This window comes from Streptomyces sp. NPDC001750 (genome assembly GCF_042892615.1).
Taxonomy (GTDB): Bacteria; Actinomycetota; Actinomycetes; order Streptomycetales; family Streptomycetaceae; genus Streptomyces.
Window position 1 is genome coordinate 1 of the sequence record NZ_JBIAUE010000003.1, and the last position, 24,432, is coordinate 24,432.

Annotated in this window: 21 protein-coding genes and 2 pseudogenes; 16 read left to right on the top strand and 7 right to left on the bottom strand. The window is 70.7% G+C overall.

Annotation, left to right across the window (positions count from 1 at the left end; all coding sequences use genetic code 11):
- Positions 1 to 178: 178 nt before the first annotated feature.
- The 3 genes and pseudogenes from ACFYY6_RS06215 to ACFYY6_RS06225 all read left to right on the top strand — a co-directional run.
- Positions 179 to 307: pseudogene (locus tag ACFYY6_RS06215) on the top strand (transcriptional regulator); the annotation flags it as partial.
- A 2-nt stretch (positions 308 to 309) separates the two neighbouring features.
- Positions 310 to 720 (top strand): annotated as a pseudogene (locus ACFYY6_RS06220) (cation transporter); the annotation flags it as partial.
- Between the two features lie 47 nt (positions 721 to 767).
- Complete coding sequence (locus tag ACFYY6_RS06225; protein ID WP_351634431.1) at positions 768 to 1,313, top strand: isoprenylcysteine carboxylmethyltransferase family protein; 546 nt, start codon at positions 768 to 770, stop codon at positions 1,311 to 1,313.
- A gap of 299 nt (positions 1,314 to 1,612) precedes the next feature.
- On the opposite strand, the gene ACFYY6_RS06230 is transcribed toward ACFYY6_RS06225, so the two are convergent.
- Positions 1,613 to 2,029, bottom strand: a complete 417-nt coding sequence (locus tag ACFYY6_RS06230; protein WP_389191861.1) for a hypothetical protein — start codon at positions 2,027 to 2,029, stop codon at positions 1,613 to 1,615.
- A gap of 236 nt (positions 2,030 to 2,265) precedes the next feature.
- On the opposite strand from ACFYY6_RS06230, the gene ACFYY6_RS06235 reads away from it, so the two are divergent.
- The 4 genes from ACFYY6_RS06235 to ACFYY6_RS06250 all read left to right on the top strand — a co-directional run bounded on the left by ACFYY6_RS06235 (position 2,266) and on the right by ACFYY6_RS06250 (position 6,838).
- Complete coding sequence (locus ACFYY6_RS06235; RefSeq protein WP_351524771.1) at positions 2,266 to 2,403, top strand: hypothetical protein; 138 nt, start codon at positions 2,266 to 2,268, stop codon at positions 2,401 to 2,403.
- Complete coding sequence (locus ACFYY6_RS06240) at positions 2,400 to 2,756, top strand: hypothetical protein (RefSeq protein ID WP_389191864.1); 357 nt, start codon at positions 2,400 to 2,402, stop codon at positions 2,754 to 2,756. Before ACFYY6_RS06235 ends, ACFYY6_RS06240 begins: the two co-directional genes overlap by 4 nt.
- Before the next feature lie 472 nt (positions 2,757 to 3,228).
- Positions 3,229 to 5,526, top strand: coding sequence for a hypothetical protein (locus ACFYY6_RS06245; protein ID WP_389191867.1), 2,298 nt, complete (start codon positions 3,229 to 3,231; stop codon positions 5,524 to 5,526).
- Between the two features lie 4 nt (positions 5,527 to 5,530).
- Entirely contained in the window at positions 5,531 to 6,838 is a 1,308-nt protein-coding gene (locus tag ACFYY6_RS06250; protein WP_389191870.1) for a hypothetical protein, read from the top strand.
- A 248-nt stretch (positions 6,839 to 7,086) separates the two neighbouring features.
- Here the strand turns inward: ACFYY6_RS06250 and ACFYY6_RS06255 are convergent, their stop codons facing one another.
- Both ACFYY6_RS06255 and ACFYY6_RS06260 read right to left on the bottom strand, forming a co-directional pair.
- A complete protein-coding gene (locus tag ACFYY6_RS06255; RefSeq protein WP_351524767.1) occupies positions 7,087 to 7,701 on the bottom strand; it encodes a TetR family transcriptional regulator in 615 nt (204 codons plus the stop codon).
- Positions 7,698 to 8,795 carry a saccharopine dehydrogenase gene (locus tag ACFYY6_RS06260; protein WP_351524766.1) on the bottom strand — a complete coding sequence of 366 codons (1,098 nt, stop codon included), beginning with the start codon at positions 8,793 to 8,795 and terminating at the stop codon, positions 7,698 to 7,700. The genes ACFYY6_RS06255 and ACFYY6_RS06260 overlap by 4 nt, the downstream gene beginning before the upstream one ends.
- 94 nt (positions 8,796 to 8,889) lie before the next feature.
- On the opposite strand from ACFYY6_RS06260, the gene ACFYY6_RS06265 reads away from it, so the two are divergent.
- Positions 8,890 to 9,174 carry a hypothetical protein gene (locus ACFYY6_RS06265; protein ID WP_351524765.1) on the top strand — a complete coding sequence of 95 codons (285 nt, stop codon included), beginning with the start codon at positions 8,890 to 8,892 and terminating at the stop codon, positions 9,172 to 9,174.
- Positions 9,175 to 9,883: 709 nt separating this feature from the next.
- Here ACFYY6_RS06265 and ACFYY6_RS06270 read toward each other — a convergent pair.
- Positions 9,884 to 10,237, bottom strand: a complete 354-nt coding sequence (locus ACFYY6_RS06270; RefSeq protein ID WP_351524764.1) for a beta/gamma crystallin domain-containing protein — start codon at positions 10,235 to 10,237, stop codon at positions 9,884 to 9,886.
- 465 nt (positions 10,238 to 10,702) lie between these two features.
- Between ACFYY6_RS06270 and ACFYY6_RS06275 the strand changes: the two genes are divergently transcribed.
- Positions 10,703 to 10,855, top strand: coding sequence for a hypothetical protein (locus ACFYY6_RS06275; RefSeq protein ID WP_351634450.1), 153 nt, complete (start codon positions 10,703 to 10,705; stop codon positions 10,853 to 10,855).
- 506 nt (positions 10,856 to 11,361) lie between these two features.
- Here ACFYY6_RS06275 and ACFYY6_RS06280 read toward each other — a convergent pair.
- Entirely contained in the window at positions 11,362 to 12,057 is a 696-nt protein-coding gene (locus ACFYY6_RS06280; protein WP_389192211.1) for a DUF4157 domain-containing protein, read from the bottom strand.
- Between the two features lie 321 nt (positions 12,058 to 12,378).
- Positions 12,379 to 13,197: a sulfite exporter TauE/SafE family protein gene (locus ACFYY6_RS06285; RefSeq protein WP_351634453.1), complete on the bottom strand. Its 819-nt coding sequence runs from the start codon at positions 13,195 to 13,197 to the stop codon at positions 12,379 to 12,381.
- Positions 13,198 to 13,289: 92 nt separating this feature from the next.
- Here ACFYY6_RS06285 and ACFYY6_RS06290 point away from each other — a divergent pair, with 92 nt between their 5' ends.
- From ACFYY6_RS06290 to ACFYY6_RS06300, 3 genes are all read left to right on the top strand, one after another.
- Positions 13,290 to 14,072 (top strand): helix-turn-helix transcriptional regulator, encoded by a 783-nt coding sequence (locus ACFYY6_RS06290; RefSeq protein ID WP_351524761.1) that lies wholly within the window; start codon positions 13,290 to 13,292, stop codon positions 14,070 to 14,072.
- Positions 14,073 to 14,477: 405 nt separating this feature from the next.
- Positions 14,478 to 15,764: a phosphatase PAP2 family protein gene (locus tag ACFYY6_RS06295; RefSeq protein ID WP_351524760.1), complete on the top strand. Its 1,287-nt coding sequence runs from the start codon at positions 14,478 to 14,480 to the stop codon at positions 15,762 to 15,764.
- Between the two features lie 248 nt (positions 15,765 to 16,012).
- Complete coding sequence (locus ACFYY6_RS06300; RefSeq protein WP_386608510.1) at positions 16,013 to 16,801, top strand: IclR family transcriptional regulator; 789 nt, start codon at positions 16,013 to 16,015, stop codon at positions 16,799 to 16,801.
- A gap of 63 nt (positions 16,802 to 16,864) precedes the next feature.
- Here the strand turns inward: ACFYY6_RS06300 and ACFYY6_RS06305 are convergent, their stop codons facing one another.
- Positions 16,865 to 19,165, bottom strand: coding sequence for an FAD-dependent oxidoreductase (locus tag ACFYY6_RS06305; RefSeq protein WP_389191875.1), 2,301 nt, complete (start codon positions 19,163 to 19,165; stop codon positions 16,865 to 16,867).
- A 437-nt stretch (positions 19,166 to 19,602) separates the two neighbouring features.
- Between ACFYY6_RS06305 and ACFYY6_RS06310 the strand changes: the two genes are divergently transcribed.
- From ACFYY6_RS06310 to ACFYY6_RS06325, 4 genes are all read left to right on the top strand, one after another.
- Positions 19,603 to 20,532, top strand: a complete 930-nt coding sequence (locus ACFYY6_RS06310) for a carbohydrate ABC transporter permease (protein ID WP_073784282.1) — start codon at positions 19,603 to 19,605, stop codon at positions 20,530 to 20,532.
- On the top strand, positions 20,529 to 21,449 hold the full coding sequence (locus tag ACFYY6_RS06315) for a carbohydrate ABC transporter permease (RefSeq protein ID WP_386608508.1): 921 nt from the start codon (positions 20,529 to 20,531) through the stop codon (positions 21,447 to 21,449). The genes ACFYY6_RS06310 and ACFYY6_RS06315 overlap by 4 nt, the downstream gene beginning before the upstream one ends.
- A gap of 54 nt (positions 21,450 to 21,503) precedes the next feature.
- On the top strand, positions 21,504 to 22,805 hold the full coding sequence (locus ACFYY6_RS06320) for an extracellular solute-binding protein (protein WP_351522088.1): 1,302 nt from the start codon (positions 21,504 to 21,506) through the stop codon (positions 22,803 to 22,805).
- A 221-nt stretch (positions 22,806 to 23,026) separates the two neighbouring features.
- The gene (locus ACFYY6_RS06325; RefSeq protein WP_388651318.1) at positions 23,027 to 24,328 is read left to right on the top strand and encodes a BNR-4 repeat-containing protein; all 1,302 of its coding nucleotides are present in this window, start codon (positions 23,027 to 23,029) and stop codon (positions 24,326 to 24,328) included.
- Positions 24,329 to 24,432 lie beyond the last annotated feature (104 nt).

The following is a 24,432-nucleotide window of genomic DNA, read 5'->3' on the forward strand; positions in this document are numbered from 1 at the left end:
CTTCCTGGACCAGCACGAGATCCCCCGGCCGAGGTCTTGGCGATCCGCCAGAGACTGAGCAGACGACACCAAGATCCCCGACAGAGTCAGCCCTTGGTGGCGGCCTCTCCAGTGGGACCGGCGGAGCCGGTGCGTCGTGTTGTGGACGCCCTGGATGACGAGAGTGATGAACAGGCGTGACGGGCGCCGCACCCGCTACGAGCTCGCCGACGAACGTCTCGGCCACGCGCTCGACGACCTGCGCACCGCCGTGGTTGCCGTCGAGACCGACCGGACGTGCCCGGACGCCGACAAGAAGGGCTGCTGATGATGACGGCCATATCCCTCGGGCCGTCCCCGACCCGGCGTGATGCGCTCACGCGCCGGATACGGCTGCTGGTCGCCGCGACCATTACCTACAACGTCATCGAGGCGATCGTCGCCATCACCGCCGGCGCGATCGCCTCCTCCACCGCCCTGGTCGGCTTCGGCCTCGACTCGGTCATCGAGGTCTCCTCCGCCGCTGCGGTCGCCTGGCAGTTCTCCGCCCGCGAGCACGCGGTGCGCGAGGCCCGGGAGAAGACGGCACTGCGGATCATCGCCGTCTCCTTCTTCGCGCTCGCCACGTACGTCGCCATCGACGCCGTCCGCGCCCTGACCGGGACCGGCGAGGCCGATCGGTCGATCCCCGGCATCGCCATCGCGGCCCTGTCCCTGGCGATCATGCCGTTCCTGTCCGCGCAGTTCTCCAGCGCCACTGCACCGGCGAAGCTTCCTGGTGGGCCGGTGTGCTGTTCGTCGCCGCTCTGCTGGGCGGAGCCGCCGCCCCGGTGGCGGCGCTCACGGGGCTTCCCACGTGGAAGGGCGGCGCGGCGCTGCACGGGTCGGGCCTGGCCCTCACACTGGCCGGGATGGCGCTCACCACGGTCGCCCAGTCGGCCATGGGCGCCTCGTGGCGGGACGGGGTGGACGCCGGTGAGCGCACCGCACTGGTCACCTCCGGACTGTTCGCCCATGTCCGCAACCCCGGCTTCAGCGCGATGGCCATCACCGCACTCGGGCTCGGGCTGATGGTGCCCAACCTGATCGCAGGCTCCGCCCTCGTGGCCCTGCTCGCGGCAGCGCAGCTGCAGGTCCAAGTGGTCGAGGAGCCCTACCTCGCCTCCGTCCACGGAGACGACTACGCTGCCTACAGCGCTGGCACCGGACGCTTCCTGCCGGCCATCGGGAGACGAGCAGTTCGAGAGAAGCTCGAAGCGCGACTGGGCCTACTATTGCGAACGCCCTCCCGCCCCGACGCTGCCGCAACTCGCGGATACTCGCACCGGCGCTGACACTCGGCTGCCTCCCAAGCCGCTGTCAAAACGCCCCTCGCTCTCAGCTTCTGGCACAACTTCCGTGCAGCGAACACTCCCCGATACGCCAACAGAACCAGTTTGCAGAGGAGTTGGAACCTTGCACGGCCAAGCATCTGGCGCTCGAACATCTTGCCTCGCGGCGAACGCCGGATGACAGCCGCCGTGGGCACGTTCGCGTGGCTGCCGACGGCGTTGGCGTCGATGTCCGGCGCGTGCACCGGGGCAGGTGAGACCACCCCGGTGCCGACAAGCCTCTGTTGCGGTGGCGGTGCGTCTCAGCGGACCGTCACGTTGAAGACCGGCGAGGCCGTGGTGCCGCTGATGATGCGCAGGTCGTTCTTGCCCTTCAGCCCGAGCTTGACGCCGAGTGAGTAGGAGCCGTCCCGCGAGATGCTCATGGATGCGGGCAGGCTGACCCACTTGCCGTGCTGCTTCTGCTGAAGGGTCACCTTGCTGCCCGCCTTGAGACCGGTGGTCCCACCCGTGACACGGAACAACTGCCAGGCACGGACGGAGGACACCGACGGCTTTGCCGTGATGTCGGCCTTGGCGGGCACGGCCTTCTGTGCGACGACCGGGGTTGCGGTGTCCGTGGCCGGAGTGGCTGCCGTTGCGGTGCCCGCGAGGGCAAGGGAAGCCGCGCCGAGGACACCGACGACGGCAATGCGCAGGGAGCGCCGTTTCGAGACCATCACAGATCTGCCCCTTTCGATGATGAGAACAGCCTTTCGCGCCAAAGGGCACCTACATGCCGATTGGCGTAGTCACTAGAAACGACGGCACAGCGGAGGCGCACGTTCACTGGGCCATTGTCGCTGTCTTGTAACAGCGCCCTTGCGTGCTGCCTGGCACATACGCGGATCGGCGGTGCGGTCGTCGGCGATGCTGCCGAAGGGTGTCCGGTCGGCCAGGGTGTCGTTGTCCGTACGTGGACGACAACGACTCCGGCTCCCTGCTCGGCCGGCTCGCCGTGCTGACGGATGCCGCCATCGCCGTGCTGGACGCGGCGGAGGCGGAGGACCGGTCGCCGGTCGACATGGATCTCACAAAGGAGGCAAAAGGATGAACGCATCGATGAGAACTGCGGCCGCAGGAGCGGTCGGCATCGCCCTACTGGCTCTGACGGCACCCGCGGCGAGGGCCGTCGGCGAGAACACGAGCGGGGCAGTCGGCGTCACCTGCGGCACCGACGGCACAACGGGGCTCTCGGTGGGGACGGCCCACGCCAGGGACTGCGCCACAGCACTCCAGGTCGCGAGCGCCTACACGCGGAGCTGGGACAGCGGCGGCGCAGAGGCCACGACCGTCCACGTCGCAGGGTCCTCCTGGCGCTGTCGCGAAAGGCCGGGTCCGCTGAATCCGTATCAGGAATGCGTCGAGACAGGCGGCGCCGGCCGCTGGGTCACCCTGACGTCCTGATCAAGACGCCCGTCGGGGCTACGGGTCTGTTGGTCGCGGCGCTCGCCGATCGGCAGAGCCATCCGAGGAACGGGCGGGTGGCGACGAAGCAGTGGACACAGCCCCAGCCCCGCTGCTCGTCGCAGGATTTGCGGGGCTTCATCGCGGTAGACGCAGCGGAGGCAGCGGCGGCGGATCGGTGCTCCTGCTGTCAGCAACGCTGGTGAGGCGGCGAAGATGGCCAGCAGGATCAGTGCCTTCACAGCCTTGGGCTTGGCTCTCCCCTCGTATCGCATGTGCTCATTGCGCTGATACTCGTTGCCGCTTTTCGGACTGTTCGTCGGGGTTTTGTGCCAGCGTTGTGGTGTGCGGGACGGGCATAGGAATCGCCCCCGACCACCGCCCGCCGACGCCGTCCCGGTCCAAGAGACGTCCGTACTCGTCGCGACCAGACGCGGGTAGAGTGACCGGCCGAACCACCGGGAGGGCGCCCATGCGGACGCTGACAGGGATACGGCGACGGGCCGGGACGTTCGGGGCCCTGGTGGGCACGGCGCTCGCGGCCCTCGTGCTGCTGGGCAGCACCGGAGCGGCCGTTGCTGCAGACCCGAGCACCACACCGAGTGCCACGGCAACGCCCACGGCGGCCGCGTCGTCCGGTCAACTCGCCGGCGGCGCAACCCAATCCGAGCGCCTCGCCCAGGAACTGCGCAAGAACCCGGTCTACGTCTCGGCCGACCGTCCGCGCAGACTCCCGCGCTCGCTCGCCCCGGACATCGCCGCCCTCGCCGAGCGCACCGGCGTGCGCACCTACGTGCTGGCGCTGCCCGCGGGCGACGCCGCACTGCTCGCCCTGGTGCACGACCGGCTCGGCGAAAACGGCCTGTACGTGCTGATCGGCGACCACGGCAGCGTGACCGCCTCCGCGTTCGGTGTCGACGTCCCGGTCGAGGAGGCCCGCCGCGTCGCGCTGTACGGCACCCCGTACAGGGCCGGCCCGCTCGCCGCGTTCGAGTCCTTCGTCGATGCGATCGCCTCCGGCCACGACCGGGCCGCCGCCAAGGCCGACCAGTTGCACGACCGCTACCACGAGGACGGCAGGCCCGACCTGTACATCAGCTCCACCGACCGGCAGAACCAGAACCTGCTGCTCGGCCTGGCCGTGGTGGTGATCCCCGGCCTGGTGCTGGCCCTCGGCATCCGGCTCTCCCGCCGCAGCGCCGACCGGCCGCAGCCGACCGGGAAGAAGATGGCCGTCGGCTCGCAGGCCCCGGCGGTCGCCCCGGGCAACTCCCCGCCCGTCGGCCTGGACAAGGGCCCGAACAGCAGCTCGGACAAGAGCTACGGCAAGGGCTCGAACAACGGCTCGGGCAAGGCCACGGCGAAGCCGACGAACCCGGCCCGCGCCACCTGGCCCGCCGCCCGCCGACGCGGCGTGCTGCCGGTGACCGCGGTGGCGACGGTGGCCGCCGCTGTCGCCGTGGTGCTGGCCGCGCCCACCGTCTTCCCGCAGACCGTCGACAGCCCGTACCTCGACGTCACCCAGGGCGACCTGGACGCCCGGGTGGAGGAGGTCGCCGACGGGCTCACCGCCGGACCGATCTACCAGGACCCGTCCACTGCGGACGTGCTCACCGCCGCCGACCTGCCCGTGATCCGGCAGCGGATCGCCGAACTCGCGCCCAAGGGCCCGGTGCACGTGCTGGTCACGCCGACCGACAGCGAAGACGAGAGCGGCGGCGACAGCCGCGTCCTGCTCGCCCGGGTCCACCAGCGCACCGGCCAGGACGGCGTCTACGTGCTGGTCGATCCGCTGTCCGGCCGGATCGACCTGGACACCTTCGGCACCGGCCAGGACGCCTCGCGCCGCTTCATGCGCCTGCCGTCCACCGTCCGCTACCCGGAGCACCGCGACAACGGCGACCTGCAGGTGGTGCCGCGCCTCGACCAGACCTTGGACGCCGTCGCCGCCGCCCGGCCGGAGAAGGGCTACAACTCAACGGCCCGCGACGCCGAACTGCCCCCGCTGCGCGACAACCGACTGCCCGGCCTGTTCAGCAGCGACTTCGGGCCCGGGCTCATGCTCGGCACAATGCTGCTGGGAGCGCTGCTGCTGATCGCCTGGCTGGCGATCGCCATCGCGCGGGCCGTGCTGTGCTCCCGTCGCACCCGCACGGCCGACCCCTCGCCGCCGCAGCACGCCGGGCCCCGACACACCACCGCGCTGCCGTCCGTCCGGCAGCTGCGCGCCTGGGCCGCGGCCGACGTCCGCGAGCTCACCGGGCGACTGGCCGCAGCCGATCAGGACGCGCCCGGCCGCACCCGCGCCTGGGACTGTCTGGACGCCGCCGGACTGCTGGCCGACACCGGCGACGAGCGTTCGGACGAGGCCACCGAGGCGGGCGACCTGGCCGCTGTCGTGGTGCTCGCCCAGGCCGGACTCGCCGCGCTCCGGGGGCATCTCCACTCCACCGTCTGCCGGCTCAACCCGCTGCACGGCGAGGCCACCGGCGGCAAGGTCCCGGGGTGGCTTGCCGACCTCGGCACCGGTCCCAGGTCCGCGCGACTGTGCCCCGCCTGCCGGGACACCTTCCACAGCGGCGGCGCCCACCGCGGCACCGCCGACCGGTCCGCCCGCGAACGGATGGCCACCGAGCGGCTGTTGCGCCTGCCCGGGGCGGACGGCCGCGCCCGGACCGCCTGGGACGAGGCCGGGGAGGTCCTGCCGGCCGCCCGTGAAGGGCTCGAAGCACTCATACTCAGGGCCAGGGAGTCCGCCAGTGTCCAGTGATCGATTGACCAGTGACCGTCCGACCGGCGCCTCTCGCGGACTCGCCGCCTCACTGCTTACTGCCCTGTTGCTAGCCTGCACGGCGCTGCTCGGCACCGGCGCCCCCGCCCGCGCGGAGACCGCGGGGACCGGGGCGACCGCCACGGCCATCGCCGAGGCGCTGGCCACCAACCCCGTCTACGTCGATCCGTCCTACGCGGCCGCCGTCAACCCCACCCAGCAGCAGGCCCTGGTCGACCAGATCTCCGCGACCGGCCTGCCGATCAACGTGGTGCTGGTGCCGCTGAAAAAGGGGGACGCCTTCGACGGCGATCCCCGCGCCCTCGCCGCGGTGCTCAAGGAACGGCTCGATCGGCAGCATCTGATCCTGATCACCAACGACGCGTACGGGAAGTGGCTCACCGGCACCGAGTGGCCCACCGACGCCCATCAGACCCGCGACGCCGCCTCCGCCGTCGGCTTCCTCGATGAACTCGACGACGCCGGACTGGCCGCCCGGGTCGGCAAGGCCGTGGAACTGATCGAGGCCGGCAACGGTACCGAGGTCTACGAGGCCGAGACCGCCAGGATCGACAAGGAGTACTCGGCGCGGCCCGAGGTCAAGGAGGACGCCTCCGGCGGCGGTTCGGGGCTCCTCCTCGCGGTCATCGCGGTGCTGGCCCTCGCCGTCGTCGGCGCCGCCTTCCTGGTGCGCCGCCGCTCACCCCGGCACACCGCCTTCACCTTCCCCGACGCCGTCTTCGCCGCCGAGCAGGCCGCCGACGAGGCCGGGCTGCGCCGCCAGGCCGCCGCCGAGATACTCGCCCTCGGCGAGGCCGTGGAGCTTGCCGACAGCGCCGCCACCCCCGGCCTGAGCCGGGCCCTCGATGCCTACGACGCGGCCGGCCGGGTGCTGGACGCCGCACAGGGCCTCCCCGACCTGGTCGGAGTGCTGGCTCTGACCGCCGAAGGGCGCTCCGCCCTCGCCCTGGCCCCCACGCTCCCGCTGTGCTTCTTCGACCCCCGGCACGGCACTGCCGTCCGCCGGACGACCTGGCGCCCGCTCGGCCGTCGGGAGCAGGCCGACATCGCGGTCTGCGAGGACTGCGGCCGGGCCCTGCGCGCCCGCCGCTCGCCGCAGGTGCTGGCGGTCCGGGACCAGGGCCGTACCGTCCCCTACTTCGAGGTGCCCGCCGAACGCAGCCTGTGGGCCGCCACCGGCTACGGCTCCCTGTTGTCCGGCCCCGACGACACCCTCGCCGCCCGGGTCGGCGCCGGCGAGTTCAGCCGCGCCCGGCAGCAGTCCGAGGACCATGGCGCGGCCAAGGACTGAGCCCGACGTGCCCCCGGACGGAGCGCGCCCGGGTGCACGGTTCCCGCACGACCGTCGTGCCGGGACAGCTCCGGACGGACGGGCTGTCAGCGGGTGCGGTGGTCGATGTGAGAGGCAGTCAGCGGCAGCGGGCAGCCTGGCGCGGGCATGGTGAGGCGGACGGGCATTCGTCGGCGGCTGGAATCGTCTCAGCCGGCCGACGGCAGTCGGGCCGTCCGACGCCGACACCCCCCTTTCCGGGAACCCCGTCAGTCGAGCAGAGCGCTGGCCGCGTTGATGAGTTCCGCGTCGGCTTCCTCGGTGCGGTGGGCTGCGATGCCGGAGCGGAAGAGGGATGCTCCTTCGATCAGTACGGTGAAGACCCTTGCCCGAGCCTGGCAGACGGTGACGGGGAGAGTGGGATTACGGGCGCGCAGAAAACCGGCCACGTGATCCTGGTATTCGCCGTAGAAGGTACGTGTGACCGCCGCGACGGCTTCGTCGCGCCCCGCCAGTGCCCACAACTCGGCGTAGACCCGGACGAGTCGTGGATCATCGTGCTCGGCCAGGAGCTGACGAATCAGCCCCTCCACGTCCGGTGGAGTGTGCTCGGCCGCGTCGGCGAACAACGGGGCCAGCCTGTCGAGGGAACGGTCCAGGGTGCGGCGGAGGACGGCGGCGATCAGCTCTGTGCGGGAGGGGAAGTAGTACTGCACATGCCCCAGACGCGTCTGTGCCGTGGCCGCCACTGCCCGCATGGTCAGCTCGCCGTACCCGGATTCGAAGAGGATCTTCTCGGCGGCGTCCAGGAGCGCGGCACGCCGCTGGGCCCCCTTGGCCGTGGTGGGCGTCCATTTACCCTGTTCCGGGGATCGTCCGCTCATGCCGCCCGGCCCTCCGCCCGTGCGTCTCGCGCGGCCTTGCGCACCACCAGGTCGACGCCCTGCGCGGCGAGGTCCGCCGGCACGCTCTGCGGATTCGGGAGCTGTTCGGGGAAGACCACGCCGCTCGGTGCGGGCGCACCGTCCTCGCCGCGTACCCGGCGCAACCCCATCAGGGCGCCCAGTGCGGTCAGATGCGCCTGCCCGGCCTGATCGGTCACCGTCGCGGAGAGGGTGTCGCGCTCGTGAACGACATCGACGCGGAGCTGGGCCGTACCGCCTTCGCCCGGTGCGTACAGCAGTCCGCGGCGCGCCCCGGTGAAGCGATCGCCGCGGCCCCAGCGGAAGAACCCGAGCCGCTTGGCAGCCAGCAGGGCCACCGTGGACGCGGGCGAACTGAATCCGATCCGGGTTGTGGCGGTCGTGGCCCCGAGAGTGAGGGGGAGAGTGAACTGCTCGGGGGTGTCGATCCTGGCGACCCGGGTCGGCGACTCCCCGATACGGACGCGGCGGACGTCGCTCAGCGGCATGACCGTGCGCCGCTGTCCGTCCCGCACCACCTCGTAGTCCAGTCCGAGCCGGTCCATGAACTCCACCGAGTCCGCGCCCGCCCGGTCGGCCAGGTCCCAGCGAACCGCCACGTCGACCGTGTCCGCACCGCCGAGCCGGTCACCGAGACAGGCTGCGACGAGGCTGGTCACGCCGCCCATCCATGCGGAGGACAGCAGTACCGGTGCGGTCGGACGCGCCAGTGCCGCGACAGTGGCCGCGCGTTGCACCCGCGTGGTCCAGCGGGTGACGTCCACGAACGGCACCCCGCCGTGGATCGCGGCGCGCAGCACCCGGTCGTCCGGATCGTTGACGACGCCGGCAACCGCGCTGACCCCCGCGCGGAACGGCGTCGGGTCCGTCAGGTCCCAGGCGCGCAGCTCCGCGCCCGTCTCGTCCGCCAGTTGCTTTCCGCGCCGCACGGTCCGTCCGGTCAGCATCAGCGGCCATGACGGGGCCGCCATCCGTGCCAGCTCCGCGCCGACCGTTCCGTATCCGCCGACCAGGAGCACAGGACCGTCGGCGTCGAAGAAGAGTTCATCAGTCATGGGACCAAATATAGGTCACGTGACCAAAAAATGCGGACCTCCGTTGCGTCGCACCTGGCGAAAGCAGGTGTTGGCGCCCGGGGAGGCCACACCGGTGCCGACGTCGCGGGCCCCGGGCGGTGCGCTGACCCTGCTCCCGGGCCAGCACTCATCGCGGCCGGGACAGACGACGGCGACCGCCCCCGCTGTACCCCGGGTCGCGGTGCGCGTCGACCCCGGTGGTGCACACGAGGGGGATGCCGAGCCGTTCGGCGAGCACCACCGCCGCCCGCCCGTGACCACGAACTTCTCCGTCCCGTCGGAGTCGCAGGGCGGGTCGAAGCTCACGGCGAGGGACCGTGCGGCGTACGCCCCGGAGGGGCCACCGGAGAAGCTGTAGTCGGCTGCATGCCTGCCCGGCAGCTTTCGGGCAGATGCCGGGCACAGCACCGACCCGCGTTCCGTCCCGCGTTACGGCGTCTCCCGCCCTTCCGGGCCCACGTCGCCTCCCGTGCGTCCCGCTCGCACTTCACCCCCTCCAGCCGCGTCGCACGGCAAGGCGGGCGGTACTCTGCTCGACATCATGAGGGCGCGGCTCGTCGATCGATTGCCGCGCTTCTCGTCGTGCTCCGCACTGAGGGCTGTCCCGTAATCCCTGGCGGGCGCGCGGAACAGGGCGACCCCGAGGCCCCCCTTCCTGGCGCGCTGCAGGAATCCGGCCGATCCGTGATGTCGGAGAAGGAGCCGGACGCCGGACCTCTTCGAACCATGCGACGACAGCAGCGCGGTCGTGGCACGGCGATAGGCACAGGATGTCCCCACTCCCCCGGCTTCGGCGAGAGAAACCGCTTGGCCGGACACGGCGGTCGGCTGCCGGTCCCGGCCGAACACGGCGGCCGGTGTCCGGCAGAGGTGGCGGGGCGGCGGGATTCCAGCGGACGATGTAGCGACAATGGCCGGGGTCCTGGCCGCGGCCACCGCTCGCGCCCACCGCCGCGACCGCCGGATCCGCCTGTCGATCCCTCTCAAGCCCTTGCATTCCCCCAATTGTCGCGGAATGCAAGGGATTTGAAAGGTAGGCCATCCCCCATGACCAGCCCGTTAATTCGTTACAGGATTTCGATGGCAGTTACCTTCGGCGGGCGATTCGGGAAGGAAATCTCGTGCCAGCGCTCGATCTTCACCGAATCGCCGTTGGCGTCGTAGTAGATCAAGTCGTTGTTCCCAGTGGAGATCTTGTCGATCCACCAGCCACCGAAGTCGGTCTTCCCGCGGTTCGCATAGCAGTCCACACTCTGACTTCCGCCGTTGTGCGACCAGATCTTCAGGAAATCTTCGCCACCACGGCAGGCGACATGATCGATGGCGAAGGCGTTGCCACTCGGCACGGTCATGGTGAACATAGCAGCTGCGGCGAATGCCACGGCCGCAGAGCGTGCAGCCTTCTTCTTTTTCGAGATCACGAGTTCTCCTTAATTCGCATGTCGAACCGGGAGGTCACTCCGCAACCACCTGGGTGCCGTTGCGCTGAACAAGCATTTCAACGTCCCCGCAGCAAAGCCATTGCGTCGTTTCGTCTCGGGCTTGCAGAACGACGATCCCGTAAAGCCGCTGTACATGGCCACCATCTTCGCGACCCCTGGCCGGAACGAGACCCCGAATGTCCAGTTCGACACTCTATGGATTTTATTTTGCAGATTCGAACTCGAGTGTCAGCTTTCGCGGTTATCGCTCCCGTACGGCGCTGCGCAGCACGAACGGCAGGAGCAGAATTAAGCCGATTCCGAGGACGTGTGGAACGGCGAACGGCAGGAGTGGACGGGAACGGCGGGCCCAGGAACGGGGCTCGGACGGGCCTGCGGCGACACCTACCGGCCAAGTTCGGCAACCGAGTCCTGGCCGCGCTTCGGGGGCCCCATTCCGAGGTCATGGAGGACTTCGAGTGCGAGTGCTGGAGCTGCTGGGAGACCAACGTCATCCAGGGCCACCCCAAGGGGTTCTGGACGACAACGCACTACGAGTTGCCCGGTGAATGGAACTGCTGGGCATGTGGCGCCATCAACACCACGCCCGACGACTGACGAGGGCGCCGACGCCGTCCTCGCCGGGTGAACGGTCGCCGCGTCACCGGCCCGGGTACGCCGGGCCCGTGCGGCATGGCACCCCGGACCCAGACGTCCTGCGGCAGATGCTGTCGGCTCCCCGCGCAGGAGAGATCCATGAGCGATCCCAGCCTCCGAGCGACCCCGCGACCGGCATCCGCAGTGCCACGCGATGACATTCCCGCTCCCCAGTTCACTGTCGGCCGGCCACTCGGTCCGCGTACTCCTTGATCCCGGGCGCCGCCCGTTCCGCCGGTGCCATCCGCCGGCTTCGCCGCCGCCCGTCCCGTCGGGATCCGTGCGGGACCGTCCAGGCGGCAGGACGGTGAACCGCCGAATCGCCTCCCACTGGCCGGACCTGATGGGTTCTGGAGTCCAGCGCACAACGGCGGCCGCCGTCTCGGTTCGGGCGTGCGCGGCAGGCCGCACGGTATTCACCGATGGCTCACACCCGGAACGAAAGGGGCGCACTCCGATGCCCAGGGTCAGCACATTCGGCACCGCGGTGGCGACAGGAGCGGTGGTGGCCGCCACCGCCGGGTCGAGTTGTCCCCTGCCAGGGCGATGGCGCCCTCGAAGTCGACCTGCTGCACGGTGGGGCCCGCGGGGGCGGCCGGAACCGGGTGGACGGCGGGGTCGTCCGGCGCTTCCATGCGCTGGATCTCGGCCGGAGCCGCGTCGCCGCTTCGCCGCCGCGGCTCGTCGCCGGTGTCCGCGGTCGCGGGTATCGCCTCGCGCATGACGCGCCCGGCGTTGGCCTCGGCTTCTCGTTCGAAACGGTCGGCCGGGTCGGAGAGCCGTAAGCCGCTGCCGTTGTCGCTGCCCGCGACGGACCCGTGGCGCTGCTGGACGACATGGGTGAGTTCGTGGGCCAGGGTGCGCTTGTCATCGCCACCGTCGCCGATGACGACATGACTGCCCGAGGTGTAGGCACGGGCGCCGATGTCCGCGGCCGAGGCGCGCGCCGCGGAATCGTCGTGGACACGGACGTCGGAGAAGTCCGCGCCGAAGCGGGCTTCCATTTCCTCGCGCATCCTGTCGTCGATTCGGTGGCCCGGGGCGCGCAGCACATGACGGACGGCCGAGCGTTGCGCGGCGGGCCGCTCGGCTCGGTCATGGCCGCATGGGGCGGAATGCCGGTGCGGCTCCTCGGCCCAGCGATGCCCGGCCTGACGGAGCATCTGGACCACGGCGGCGTTCCCCATGGTGGCCTGCAGGGCAGAAGCCGCGGCTGCGAGGTGTGTGATGCGGTTCCGGGGCCCAGGACCGCCCTGCGGGTGCCATCCGTTCCGGTCGTCCTGACGTTCTCGTGGCCGCGCAAGGGAGCCTCTTCCGGCGCAGGGGATCCGACCCTTCATGCATACGCGAGGAGGAAGCGTTCGGGCCAGGTATTGCGGGGCAGCGCCTGCCGGCCGCGCGGACAAGGGGTGGGGCGCGGACGGGGAAGCGCGCTCGGGGGATCGACCGGTGCCGCTTCCTTCGTGAGCGCGACGGCACTGCGGTCACGGCCCGGTGGCGAGCATGACGGTCAGGACGAGGACGAGCAGGGCCACGTAGGCGACGGAGTGCAGGCGGTCGGGGACGCGCCCGCCGATCCGCCTGAGCAGGGCGATGGCGGGCAGGGATCCGCAGAGCAGCGCGGCGCAGGCCACGAGATCGACGTGGCCGACGCGGCCGGCGTGTGCCTGGGCGGTGGGCGCGAGCGCGTAGACGAGGGTGCCCGCGAGGGCGACGGGGGCGCTGAGCGGGTTCGCCAGCGCGGTGGCGGTGGCCATGGGCAGTCCGCGGCGGCGCAGCAGCGGGACCGTCATGACACTGCCACCGACGCCCAGGCTCGCCGCGACCGCGCCGATGCCCACGCCGCCGAACGTCGTGGTGAACCGGCCGAGCGGGCGCGGCCCGTCGCCGTCGGCCACGGCGAGGAACCCCTTGCGCAGGAGGCTGTCCGCGATCGTGACCACCAGGTACACGGCGAACAGCACGTGCAGCAGGCCACCGCTGAGCCGGGTGGCGACGAGCGAGCCGAGTGCCGCGCCCAGCAGCACGAAACCGGCAAGGGGCCAGACGTACTCCTGCCGCAGCCGGCCGGCCCGGTGCTGCGCCAGCGTGGCGGTCACCGCGTTCACGACCATGACGGCCGTCGAGGTCGCGACGGCCACGTGCATGGCGTCGCCCGGGTCGTCGTGCGCCGCGGTGGTCAGGAACGCGTACACGACGGGGACGGTGACGAAGCCGCCGCCGAAACCGAACAGCACCGTCGTGACGCCGGTCAGACAGCCGAACAGAAGGAGCGGGAGACAGGGAAGGAGCGAGGTCGACACGGTGGAGACGCTAGGCGTCCGCGTCTACGGCGGACAATCGATCGTTCGCCGACTTCTTACGCGCAGACGACAGCCCGGCATAGGATCGGGGCGTGCGCAACGTACCCGTCGACGAGGTGGACGACCTGGACCGTGCGGTGCTGGCCATCGGCACCGACTACCCGCCCGACCACCTGCTCCCCTTCCACGCGCACCGCCGCGCCCAGTTCCTGTACGCGGCGACCGGCGTGATGCAGGTCGAGACGGCGGACGGGGCCTGGACCGTGCCCACGGACCGCGCGGTCCTGATCCCGCCCGGGATCAGGCACCAGGTCGCCATGACGGGGGTCAGCACCCGCAGCCTGTACATCGAACCGGGTGCCGTTCCGTGGTTCCCCGAGCGGTGCCGGGTGGTGGACGTCTCCGCGCTGCTGCGGGCGCTGGTCCTCGACGCGGTCGACATGGCGCCCCGCTACCCCGAGCACGGCCGGGACGCGACGGTCGTCGAGCTGATCCTGCACGAGCTGCGGAGCCTGACGCCGCTCCCTCTCGACGTGCCGCTGCCCGCCGACCCGGAGTTGCGGCGGCTGTGCGACGCGTTCCTGCGCACACCGGACATCCACGATCCGCCGGCCCGTTGGGCGGCAGCCCTGAACGTCAGTGAACGCACCCTCGGCCGGCTGTTCCGGCGCGGTACGGACCTGAGCTTCGCCCAGTGGCGGCAGCGCGCGTGCATCCTGTGGTCGGTGCGCGCGCTCGCCGAGGGCACGCCGGTGACCCGGGTCGCGGCGTCGCTCGGTTACGAGAATCCCGCCGCGTTCACGGCGGCCTTCCGGAGCCTGCTGGGCCGTGCCCCGTCCGTGTACCTGGCCCGGCCGCACCGCGGCGGTGGCTGAACCGCGGCCCGGCGCGGTGCGCGCACGGCGACCGCTCAGCGCAGCCGGCCAGTTCACCGGGGCGTGGCCGGCGTCGATGGACGCCTACCGGAACGCACGGGCGCCGGCCTCCTGCCGCTACGGACCCGGCCTGCCGGTCCGGGCCCTCCCTCGGGGAGGTCCGGTGTACGGAACGATGACCTCCGCCGCCCGATCTGCGCCGAACCGCCTGTGACATGCCCACGTGCCGTTAGCATGTTCGAACTCGCGACGATCACCGTGATCACCTGTTCTTCACCGGAAATTCGCGTTCATCGGCGCAGTACTTGTCCCTTTCCTCCACTCCACCGATGAGTCAGGCCATTGCAGACCACACCACCACGAATACCCTCGCACGGTCACACCGCATGGCGTCAGCCACGAACGATGTTGTGGGCTGCGGCCGGCGCGACCACCCTCGCATTCCTCATCGCGCTGGAATTCGCAGCGCGCGGCTACGGCGAGCCGGGGCCGATCGCCGTCGAGACACGGGAGCTGATATTCGCCCCCCATTCGGGCCCTCTGCTGTATGCCGGTCTGGCGTTGACCATGGTGGTGCTCACCTGGCGGCAACGGCTCGTCGCGGCGGCGGCCGCGATCGGCATCGACGTCCTCTTCGTGCTGGTGCGGTGGGCGGTCGGCGCCGACCTGCATTTCGGCAACGGCGCCCTGTGGGTGGTCGTGGGCTGTGTGGTCCTCGCCCTCACGCGCCGCACCGGCGCCGAACGCGCGCTGCTGCTCAAGGGTGCGGGTCTCGGCCTGTTGCTGGTGATGGGTCACCGGGCGGGCGACACCTGGCTGCTGATCACGTCGCAGACCCGCCCGACCGTGCTCGACCCGTATGTCGTCACCGCCGATCACGCGCTGGGTGATCCCTCGTGGCTGGTCGGCCGGATCGTCGAGGCCACCGACCCGGTCAGCGGCCATGTTCTCGGCCTGGTCTACGGCCAACTCCCGCTGGCAGCCGCGCTCGTCGGGCTGTACCAGCTGCGTCACGTGGCGGATCGGCGGCGGTTCCCGGCCCACCACCTGGTGCGCACCTTCCTGGTCATCGGCCTGCTCGGACCGGCCATCTACATGATCTTCCCGGTCGTCGGGCCGGTCTACGCCTACGGTGCGGAGGGCGGAGCGTGGGCGGCCGCCGACGTGTGGCCCGACTCGCTGCCGGTGATCGGCGCCCCGCATCCGATACCGTTCGACGAGATCACGCCGCGCAACTGCATGCCGAGCCTGCACACCGCGTGGGCCACCACGCTCCTCGTCCACTCCCGCGAGGGCTCACGGTTCATGCGATACGCGGGCATGTTCTGGTTCGTCGCCACCCTCACCGCGACGCTGGGCTTCGGCTACCACTACGGCGTGGACCTCGTCGCCGGTGTGGTGTTCGCCCTCACCATCGAGGCCGGCATGCGCGGCGCGGCACTGGGCTGGGACCGGTCGTGCACGTGGCTGGTGGCCCATGGCACGACGGTCTTCGCCGTGCTGCTGGTGTCGTACCGCTACCTGCCGCAGCAGATGGCCGCGCATCCGTGGCTGTTCGGCCCTCTGCTCCTTCTGTTGATGTCCGGCGTGGTCCTTCATTACCTACGCACCACCAAGCGGTGGCCGTCGAGGACCGCACCGGCGCGGGAGCCACAGGCACAGCCCGCGGACCTGGAACCCGAACCCGCCTGAGAACGAGCCGCGAGCACCGCCGTCGTCCTGACACCCGGCGGCGGTGCGTACCGGCGGCATCGTCGAAGGTGTTCCTCCTGCTCCGCGCTTCCCTTCACGCAGACGACGTGCGTCCCTGAGCCCCGTACAACCCGGCGATCGGCCCGTGTCCGTTCCGGCCGCGAGCCAGCGGATTTCACGAACAGCCCTCAGACCGACACGATATGCTGATGCAGATTGTGCAAGCGGTTTGCAGAATGAGGAGGGTCATGACTACTCGGGCGACCGACACCGGGACGAACCAGAGCGTCGAACGAGCGGTCTCGGTGTTGCGCGCACTCGACTCGGGCCGCGCCGAACTGCGCGTCTCCGACGTCGCCGAACTCACCGGACTGGGCTCCTCCACCACCTCGCGCCTGCTGTCCACCCTCGAGCGCCTCGACATGGTCGAACGCGACCCGGTCAGCAACCTCTACCGCCTCAGCCTCGGCATCCTCCCGCTCGCCGCCACCGCCACCAACCGACACCCCGTCCACCGCGCCGCCCGCATGGTCCTCCAGGACCTCGCCACGCGCACCGGACTCGGAGCCAATGTCGCCGTCCGCCGCGGCACCGAGCTGATGTTCCTGTGCAATTTCGAGGGGACGCGCGCCCCCAAGTCCTACACGCAGGCCGGACACACCGCCCCGCTGCACGCCACCAGCATCGGCAAATGCCTCCTCACCGGTCTCGCGCCCAAGGAACGCCGCAGGCTGCTTCCCGAACCGCTCGCGGCACACACCGACTACACGACCACCAGCCACGACCTCCTCGACTCGGAGATCGACACCGTCCGCCGCACCGGCTACGCCATCGAAGCCGAAGAACGCGCCCTGGGCCGCGCCTCCCTCGCCGCGCCCGTCCGCGACGCCTCGGGGGACGTCGTCGCCGCCATCTCCCTGTGGGGCCCCGCCTCCCTTCTCGGCAACCACGCCGAAGCCGAAGGGCAGCGCCTCGCCCTCACCCGCGAGGTCATCGAGGCCGCCGACGCCATCAGCCAAGCACTCGGCGCTCTCTGACGCACACGGCGAAGGGGCCCGGGGAAGGTCGTTCGACCTTCCCCGGGCCCCTTCGCCGCGCGGCTATGCGCCGTACGCCTTGAACGCGATCACATGCGCGTGCCGTGCCCCGTGCGTCGCGTCCACCACGAGCCGCAGCGCGTCGGTGCGCACGGGCCCGCCGTCCGCGCCGTTCAGGGCGTGCACGCGGTGGCGGCGGCGGTTGCCCGTCACCGTCAGCAGCGTGCGCCAGGTGCCGTCGGGCTCACGGCTCTGTATGCGGTAGTCGCGGACCAGTTCCGGCATGACCTCGAACGGGGTGCGGTGGCGGTGCAGGTTGTTGAGGTACTCGTCGACGTCGTCGTCGAACACCACACGCGCCTCGGCGACTTGCTGCTCGTCGTCCCAGTCGAGGCGCAGCCATTCCGCGGCCCGGTCCGGGTCGGGCAGCGGTCCGGACGACCACATCTGCGGGCCCCCGTAGGCGCGCTGGAATCCGCCGACGGCCCGCTCGGGCAGGAACGCGGCGGTGTCCGGGGCCGCGCGGAAGCCGAAGGTCCGGCGGCGCAGGCCACGGGCCTGCCACTCCAGGACCAGCTGGCCTTCCTCCTCCGGGATGTCGTGGTCGACGGCCGCGTCCCCGTCGGCCCTGCTGCGCAGGGCGAGGACGCCGTCGGTGCGCTCGGGTACGAGGACCAGCGCTGCGCCCGGGCAGGCGCGCACGATCAGGACGACGTTCTCCGGGGCGTCCGGGCGGTGGTCGAGGCGGGCCGTGACCCAGTGGGGGCCGTCGGCCGGCACGGTCACCGTGGTGGTGAGCAGGTGGTCGACGGGGACCGCATTCTCGGGGCGGCCGGTGCTCCACAGTTCCACGGCGAGTTCGCTCGGCCGCTCGCCCGGAGCGCCGTGGACGAGCAGGTCGACCGTGTCGAGCGCGGGGTCCGCCGGCAGCAGCAGCGCGAGGTCGCGGGTCAGCGGGTACGGCTCGCCGGGCGCGGTGGTCGTGGGCTCGGCGGCCAGGCGGCTCAGGTGCGAGGAGGCGCTGACGCGGGCCGTGCGCGCCAGGTTGTCGGGGTCGTCGTCGGCGAGGCCGATGACCGAGGCGTCCTGCCGGAGCAGGGTACGGCGCACCAGTTCGGGTCGCTCGGCGGCGAGTTCGCGCGGGCCGATGCCCTCGGCGACGCACAGCGCGGCGGCCGTGCCCGCGGCCTCGCCGAGCGTGGCGCAGGTGGCCATGACGCGGGTGGCGCCGAAGGCGACGTGGGTGGCGGAGATGTTGCGCCCGGCGAACAGGAGGTTCGTGACGTTCACCGAGTACAGGGAGCGCAGCGGGATGTGGAAGATTCCGTCCGCGTAGCGCTGGCGGGCGCCGGGCTCGTCGGCGTACATGCCCTGCACCGGGTGGAGGTCGACGGACCAGCCGCCGAAGGCGACGCGGTCGTCGAACTGCCGCTGGTCGAGGATGTCCTGCTGGGTCAGCACGTGGTCGCCGATGAAGCGGCGGTACTCGCGCTTGCCGGGGAGGCTGCCGACCCACTCCAGCGTCAGGTTCTCGGCGTCCGGGAACTCGCCGGAATTCTTGATGTGGTCCCAGATGCCCATGATCACGCCCTGGAGTTCGTCGCGGATGCGCTCGTTGTCGTGGACGGTGTCGAGCTCGCCGCCCCACTCGATCCACCAGTAGTCGCAGCCGTTGTCGCCGGTGCGCAGCACCCGGTTGCGCAGGATGGGTGTGGTGGTGAGGTCGCGGGCGGAGGCGGGCGGCACGAACTTCACCGGCCGGCCCAGGTCCTTGGTGTGGAACAGGATCGTCGACCCGAGCAGTGCCTCGTCCCCCTCCTCGGGCGCCCAGGGCTCGCCGAACTCCGCGTGGGCCTCGCGGCCGATGCGGTAGCGGGCACCGGCGAGGTGGCCGAGCAGGCCGTCGCCGGTGCAGTCGAGGAACTGCCGGGCGTGGAAGGTGATGCGGCGCTCGGAGCCCATCATCCAGCCGGTGCAGGAGCGCACCTCGCGTGCGTCGTCCGGGCCGCTCGCGTCGACCTCCCGTACGTCCGTGTTGAGGTACAGGTCGATGCCCGGTTCGGCCCGCACGGCGTCGAGGACCACCTGGTCCCAGTAGTACGGGTTCCCCTCGGGGTTGCGGTACTGGTTCTCGGTGTACAGCTCGCCCATGATGCCGGTCTCGCGGGCCCAGCGGTGTACGCCGTGGGCGGTGGCGCCGCAGACCCAGACGCGGATCTCGCTGCTGGCGTTGCCGCCCAGGACGGGCCGGTTGTTGACCAGGGCGACGCGCCGGCCGAGCCGGGCCGCGGCAATGGCCGCGCAGGTCCCCGCCAGGCCGCCGCCGATGACGGCGATGTCGTATTGGACCTCTTCTTCCCGCACGGTGCGGCCTCCTTGGTGTGAAGCTCGGATACTCTCCGCCGCAGCGGAGCGACCTTGAACGTACATCACATGCACATTGTGCAACCACTGTTCAGCCAGTGGGAATGTGCTGTAGGTTTCCGGCTCAGCCGATGACACCGCCGTCAGGGACTGACGACCGAGCTCGCCGCAGGTCCGGCGAGACCGCTGGTCCCGCACAGAACTGGCGATTCACCGACCAAAAGGGTTGACGCCGTCGCACGATATGGAGAACGATCCCGCATGCTGCAACTTGCGTTCAACGGAGCATGCATGGCATTCACACGGGGCCTCGATCGAAGCGGGGGACGAGGCCGCTCACCGCTCACGCCCGGCCGCGTCGTGTCCGCCTGTCGACGCACGGCCTCCCGTGGCGCGCCCTGCATCACCGCTCCCGCACCGTTTGAGAGGACACACCCATGAGTACGGCCGCACCTCCGCACAAGGCCGCTCCACCCCGTGAGCGGACCGGCGGACGGCTCTCCAACGGCGCGTTCGCACTGCTGCTGACGGCACCGGGGCTCGCCCTGTTCGCGACGATCATCATCTACCCGCTGGTGTCGGCGCTGTTCACCGGCTTCTTCAAGCAGGACCTGCGGCTGCCGGGCCGGGAGTTCGTCGGCCTGGACAACTTCACCCACTGGCTGGACGGCGACTTCCTCACGATCCTCGAGCAGACGCTGGTCTTCACCGTCGGCGCGACCATCGTCCCGTTCGTGATCGGCTTCGCGCTCGCGCTCGCGCTGAACTCGGGCCTGAAGGGCAGCGGCTTCCTGCGCGGCCTGTTCCTGTTCCCGTGGGTGATCCCGGGTGTGGTGGTCTCCTTCCTGTGGATGTGGATCTTCAACGCGAACTATGGCGTGCTGAACGGCATCCTCATGAAGGCCGGGATCATCGAGGAGTCCGTCTCCTGGCTCGGCCAGCCCGGCACCGCCATGCTCGCCGTCATCGTCACCAAGACCTGGGCGAGCTTCCCCTGGATGATGGTGATGCTCCTGGCCGGTCTGCAGACCGTGCCCAAGGAACTGCACGAGGCGGCCTCGATGGACGGGGCGGGCTCGATCCGGCGCTTCTTCGCCGTCACCTGGCCGCAGGTCCGCGGTGTCGCCTCGATCGTGCTGCTGCTGGAGTTCATCTGGAACTTCCAGCACTTCGACACCATCTACGTGCTCACCGGCGGCGGCCCGGCCGGCGCCACCGAAACCTTCGCGACCGCCGTGTACCAGACCGCCTTCAAGGGCTTCGACATCGGCCGGGCGACCGCGCTGGGCGGTCTGTGGATGCTGCTCCTGCTCATCCTGGTCGTCGTCTACCTCAGGATCACCGAGCGGAAGGGCGACGCCCGATGACCTCCACGACCTCCACCCCGCTGTCCGGCACCGGCCGGCCGAGGCGGTCCGCCACGTCCGCCCGGCGCACCACGCGGCGCAGGATACGCAAGGACCTGCTGCGCTCGCGGATCGCCGCCTGGACCGCGGTCCTGGTGATCGGCGCCTTCGGCATGCTGCCGGTCTACTGGCTGCTGGCCACCGCCCTGAGCAGCCCCGAGCAGACCTTCCAGTTCCCGCCGAAGCTCGTACCCACCGACATCACCTTCAGCAACTTCACGGCCCTCGCCGAGAACGACCAGCTCATCAAGTACCTGGTCAACTCCCTGATCGTCGCCTCGATCACCGCCGTGCTGAGCGTGGTCGTCGCCACGTACATGGGTTACTCGTTCTCCAAGTTCCGCTACCGCGGACGGCGTTCGCTGATGCACCTGGTGCTGGCCTCCCAGATGTTCCCCCAGGCGCTCCTGCTGGTGACGCTGTACGCCGTGTTCTCCAGCTTCGGCCTGCTCAACACGTACACCGCCCTGGTGCTGTCCTTCACCACGTTCACGATGCCGCTGTGCGTCTGGATGCTGAAGGGCATCTTCGACACCATCCCGGACGCCCTGCTGGAGGCGGCGTCCATCGACGGCGCGTCCCGGTGGCGGACGCTGCACTCCGTCGTGGCACCGCTGGCCGCGCCCGGCATGATCGCCGCCGGTCTGTTCGCCTTCGTCCGCGGCTGGAACGACTTCATCTTCGCGGTGACGCTGGCCGACAAGGAGAAGCAGACCCTGCCGCCCGGCCTCGTCTCCACCTACATCGGCGAGTTCCAGACCGCCTGGCCCGAGTTGATGGCGGCCTCGCTCATCGTTTCCGTCCCGGTGGTCGTCGCCTTCATGTTCCTGCAGCGCTACCTCGTCGGCGGCATGACCGCCGGCTCGGTCAAGAGCTGAGCCCGCACTCTCCCCACGCACTCCCCCTTCCACCCACTCCCCCATGGAGACACCATGACCACCTCTGGCATCAGCCGGCGCGGCGCGCTGCGCATGTTCGGCATCGGCGCGCTCGGTGTGGCCGGCGCAGGCGTGCTGGGCGCCTGCGCACCGTCCGGCGCCGGCACCTCCTCCAACGGAGGGGACACGAAGTCGAAGAACTTCGACTTCACCTCCTGGTCGCTCAACGAGGAGGCCGCCAAGCCCGCGATCGAGAAGATCATCGCGGCGTGGGAGAAGGCCGAGAACTCCAAGATCCGCGCGGTCTCGTACCCGTACAACGAATACCTGAGCCAGCTCACCCTCAAGCTCGGCGGCGGGGAGACGACCGGCGCGGTGCACCTCGACATCGCCTGGCTCGCCGCGGTGGCGCAGATGGGCAGGCTCGCCGATCTCGGTTCCGTGGCCCTGAAGGGCGGCTACACGAACGTGGCGCTGAACAGCGGCATGTACGACGGCAAGCAGTACGGCCTGCCGTGGAACACCGGTTCGATCGGTGTGATCGCCAACGCCAAGCTTCTGGAGAAGGCCGGCATCAGGAAGCACCCCACCACCGTCGAGGAGTTCGAGGACGCGCTGCGGGAGCTCAAGGGGCTCGGCGGCGGTGTCGTGCCCTACGCCGCGGCCACCAAGGTCGCCCAGCTCAAGGACATCTTCCCGTGGATGCAGACCTTCGGCTGCACGCTCCTTGAGGGCGACAAGGTGACCATCGGCGACGACGCGTCCGTCGACGCGGTCACCTGGTACAAGAAGCTGCACGACGCGAAGCTGATCGCCGCGGACGTGGACCGCTTCGACGCGCGCGCCCTGTTCGGGCAGGGCAAGGCCGCCTTCTACGACGACGCCATCATCGGCAAGGGCGTGACCTCGGCCCAGTCCAAGGACAAGACGCTGGCCGACGCGATGCAGCCGATGCAGCGTCCGGTGCTGCGCTCCGGTGACACGCCGCAGGCGCTGCTGTGGGGCGGCGTGATCGCGATCGTCAAGGGCAAGGGGCAGGACGCCGCGACACAGTTCGCCCTGCACACCACCTCCGACCGCGCCACCACCTCCGAGTACTTCGCGGCCCGCTCCCTGCCGCCGTCCACCACCGCGGGCCTGTCCGCCCCGGAGGTCGCGAAGGACACCTTCACCACCGAGTGGACCGAGAAGATCACCAAGACGGCGACCGGCAGCCCGTTCTGGCAGTTCGCGCAGAACGCCCAGATCGAGGAGGCCGTGGCCAAGCAGGTCCAGGCCGTCCTGGTCGGCAGGTCGAAGCCGAAGGACGCGATGAGGAAGGCGGGCGAGGAGGTCGCCGCCCTGATCAAGCGCTGAACGGACGCGCGGGGATCCGGGGCCCGGTGGAGGTCGAACGACCTTCACCGGGCCCTTCGCCGTGCCGCATACGCCTTCCCTAAGGCGTATCTCGAATCCGCATTGTGCAATCTCTATTCATCATCTGGGATCTGCTGTAGGTTTCCGGCGCAGCGGAGGGGTGGACCGGCCCGCGGGGCCGCTCCCGTCCGCCTCCCATCACGCCCGCGAAGGAGTTCACCTTGCGACGTCCCACGGCACGCGCGTACACCGCCTCGGCCGCGGCCCTGGCCGCCCTGCTCATGCCCGTCCCGGCCGCCCAGGCCGGCACCACGGCCCCCGGGGCAGCCGCGGCAACGGTGATCGAGAAGGTCCCGTACGCGATGGACTCGTCGAACCAGGCCGCCTGGTGGACGCCGGTCGCCACGTACAAGGGCCGCGGCCAGTACACGTACTTCGCCTTCAACGAGCCCGGCTCGACGGCCGCCACGCACCGCCCGGCCATCGCGCGGCGCGACCCGGACGGCGTCTGGAGCCGTCTGCCGCTGCTCGACCAGAGCGGGCAGCAGGCCGAGTTCCCCGACGACAACGGCCACAACCAGCCGTCCGTCGCGCGCGACGGCAGCGGCCGTCTGCACGTGTTCGCCTCCATGCACGCCAACGCCTGGCGCTACTTCCGCACGGAGGCCCCCGGCGGGGACGTCACGGACCACGCGGCCGAACTGCCCGACCAGGGCCAGGGCATCACCTACCCGATCGTGACCACCGCGCCCAACGGCGATCTCTACCTGGCCGCCCGCGTCGGCGCCGGCGCCGACCAGCGTCCCGGCAAGCTGTACCGCTGGGACAACGCCACCGCGCGCTGGAGCGTGGTCGCCACCTTCGCCGGCGCGCTGAACCGCTCCGTGTACCCCGACGACCTGATGGTGGACGCGGCCGGCCGCGTGCACCTCCTGTACGAGTGGGCCAAGGCCCCGGCGACCGGGTTCCGGCACCAGCTCTCCTACCTGCGCTACGACCCGGCGACCGGCGCCTTCGCGAACAGCGCGGGCGCTGCCGTCACCACGCCGGTCGCCCCCGGCACGTCCGACGTGATCCAGGAGCTCACCGCGGGTGAGGAGTGGAGCATCGACAACGCCTACACGGGTCCGGCGGTGCAGAGCGCCAAACTCACCCTCGACGGCTCCACCCCGAAGGTCGCCTACCGCTACCGCTCTGCCGACAGCAGCGGCAACTTCCGCGTGTACTACGCGTATCCGAGCGGCGGCGGCTGGGCCCACCAGACCGTGTACGCCGGCGGCCAGACCGCCGCTGCCCTCGGCATCACCTGGGACGAGACGGACACCAAGCGGGTCTACTACGTGACCGGCTCCGGCACCGACCGCGTCTTCGCCGCGACCGAGTCGGGCGGCACGTGGACCGCGCAGTCCGCCGCGCCGGGTGTGAGCGCGGACCGGCTCGCGGTGCGGCGGGACTCGGACGGGAACGACGTGCTGTACCTCCCGGACACCGCGCACAATGCGCTCTACTACGGGCGCCGTTGAGGTTCTGCGCCGTCGGCGCTCCCGGCGCTCACGGCGTACGTCCGGTGCCGGTGACCGGCCGGGAACACCTGCTCCAGGGAATCGGGGTGGGCTCCGGCACGACC

What these genes read in the sequence shown, in the direction of transcription:
- ACFYY6_RS06230 (WP_389191861.1), bottom strand. Translation starts at nt 2,029, where the DNA reads ATGGTCTCGAAACGGCGCTCCCTGCGCATTGCCGTCGTCGGTGTCCTC.
- ACFYY6_RS06240 (WP_389191864.1), top strand. Translation starts at nt 2,400, where the DNA reads ATGAACGCATCGATGAGAACTGCGGCCGCAGGAGCGGTCGGCATCGCC.
- ACFYY6_RS06245 (WP_389191867.1), top strand. Translation starts at nt 3,229, where the DNA reads ATGCGGACGCTGACAGGGATACGGCGACGGGCCGGGACGTTCGGGGCC.
- ACFYY6_RS06255 (WP_351524767.1), bottom strand. Translation starts at nt 7,701, where the DNA reads ATGAGCGGACGATCCCCGGAACAGGGTAAATGGACGCCCACCACGGCC.
- ACFYY6_RS06260 (WP_351524766.1), bottom strand. Translation starts at nt 8,795, where the DNA reads ATGACTGATGAACTCTTCTTCGACGCCGACGGTCCTGTGCTCCTGGTC.
- ACFYY6_RS06275 (WP_351634450.1), top strand. Translation starts at nt 10,703, where the DNA reads ATGGAGGACTTCGAGTGCGAGTGCTGGAGCTGCTGGGAGACCAACGTC.
- ACFYY6_RS06280 (WP_389192211.1), bottom strand. Translation starts at nt 12,057, where the DNA reads ATGCTCCGTCAGGCCGGGCATCGCTGGGCCGAGGAGCCGCACCGGCAT.
- ACFYY6_RS06295 (WP_351524760.1), top strand. Translation starts at nt 14,478, where the DNA reads ATGTTGTGGGCTGCGGCCGGCGCGACCACCCTCGCATTCCTCATCGCG.
- ACFYY6_RS06300 (WP_386608510.1), top strand. Translation starts at nt 16,013, where the DNA reads ATGACTACTCGGGCGACCGACACCGGGACGAACCAGAGCGTCGAACGA.
- ACFYY6_RS06310 (WP_073784282.1), top strand. Translation starts at nt 19,603, where the DNA reads ATGAGTACGGCCGCACCTCCGCACAAGGCCGCTCCACCCCGTGAGCGG.
- ACFYY6_RS06315 (WP_386608508.1), top strand. Translation starts at nt 20,529, where the DNA reads ATGACCTCCACGACCTCCACCCCGCTGTCCGGCACCGGCCGGCCGAGG.
- ACFYY6_RS06320 (WP_351522088.1), top strand. Translation starts at nt 21,504, where the DNA reads ATGACCACCTCTGGCATCAGCCGGCGCGGCGCGCTGCGCATGTTCGGC.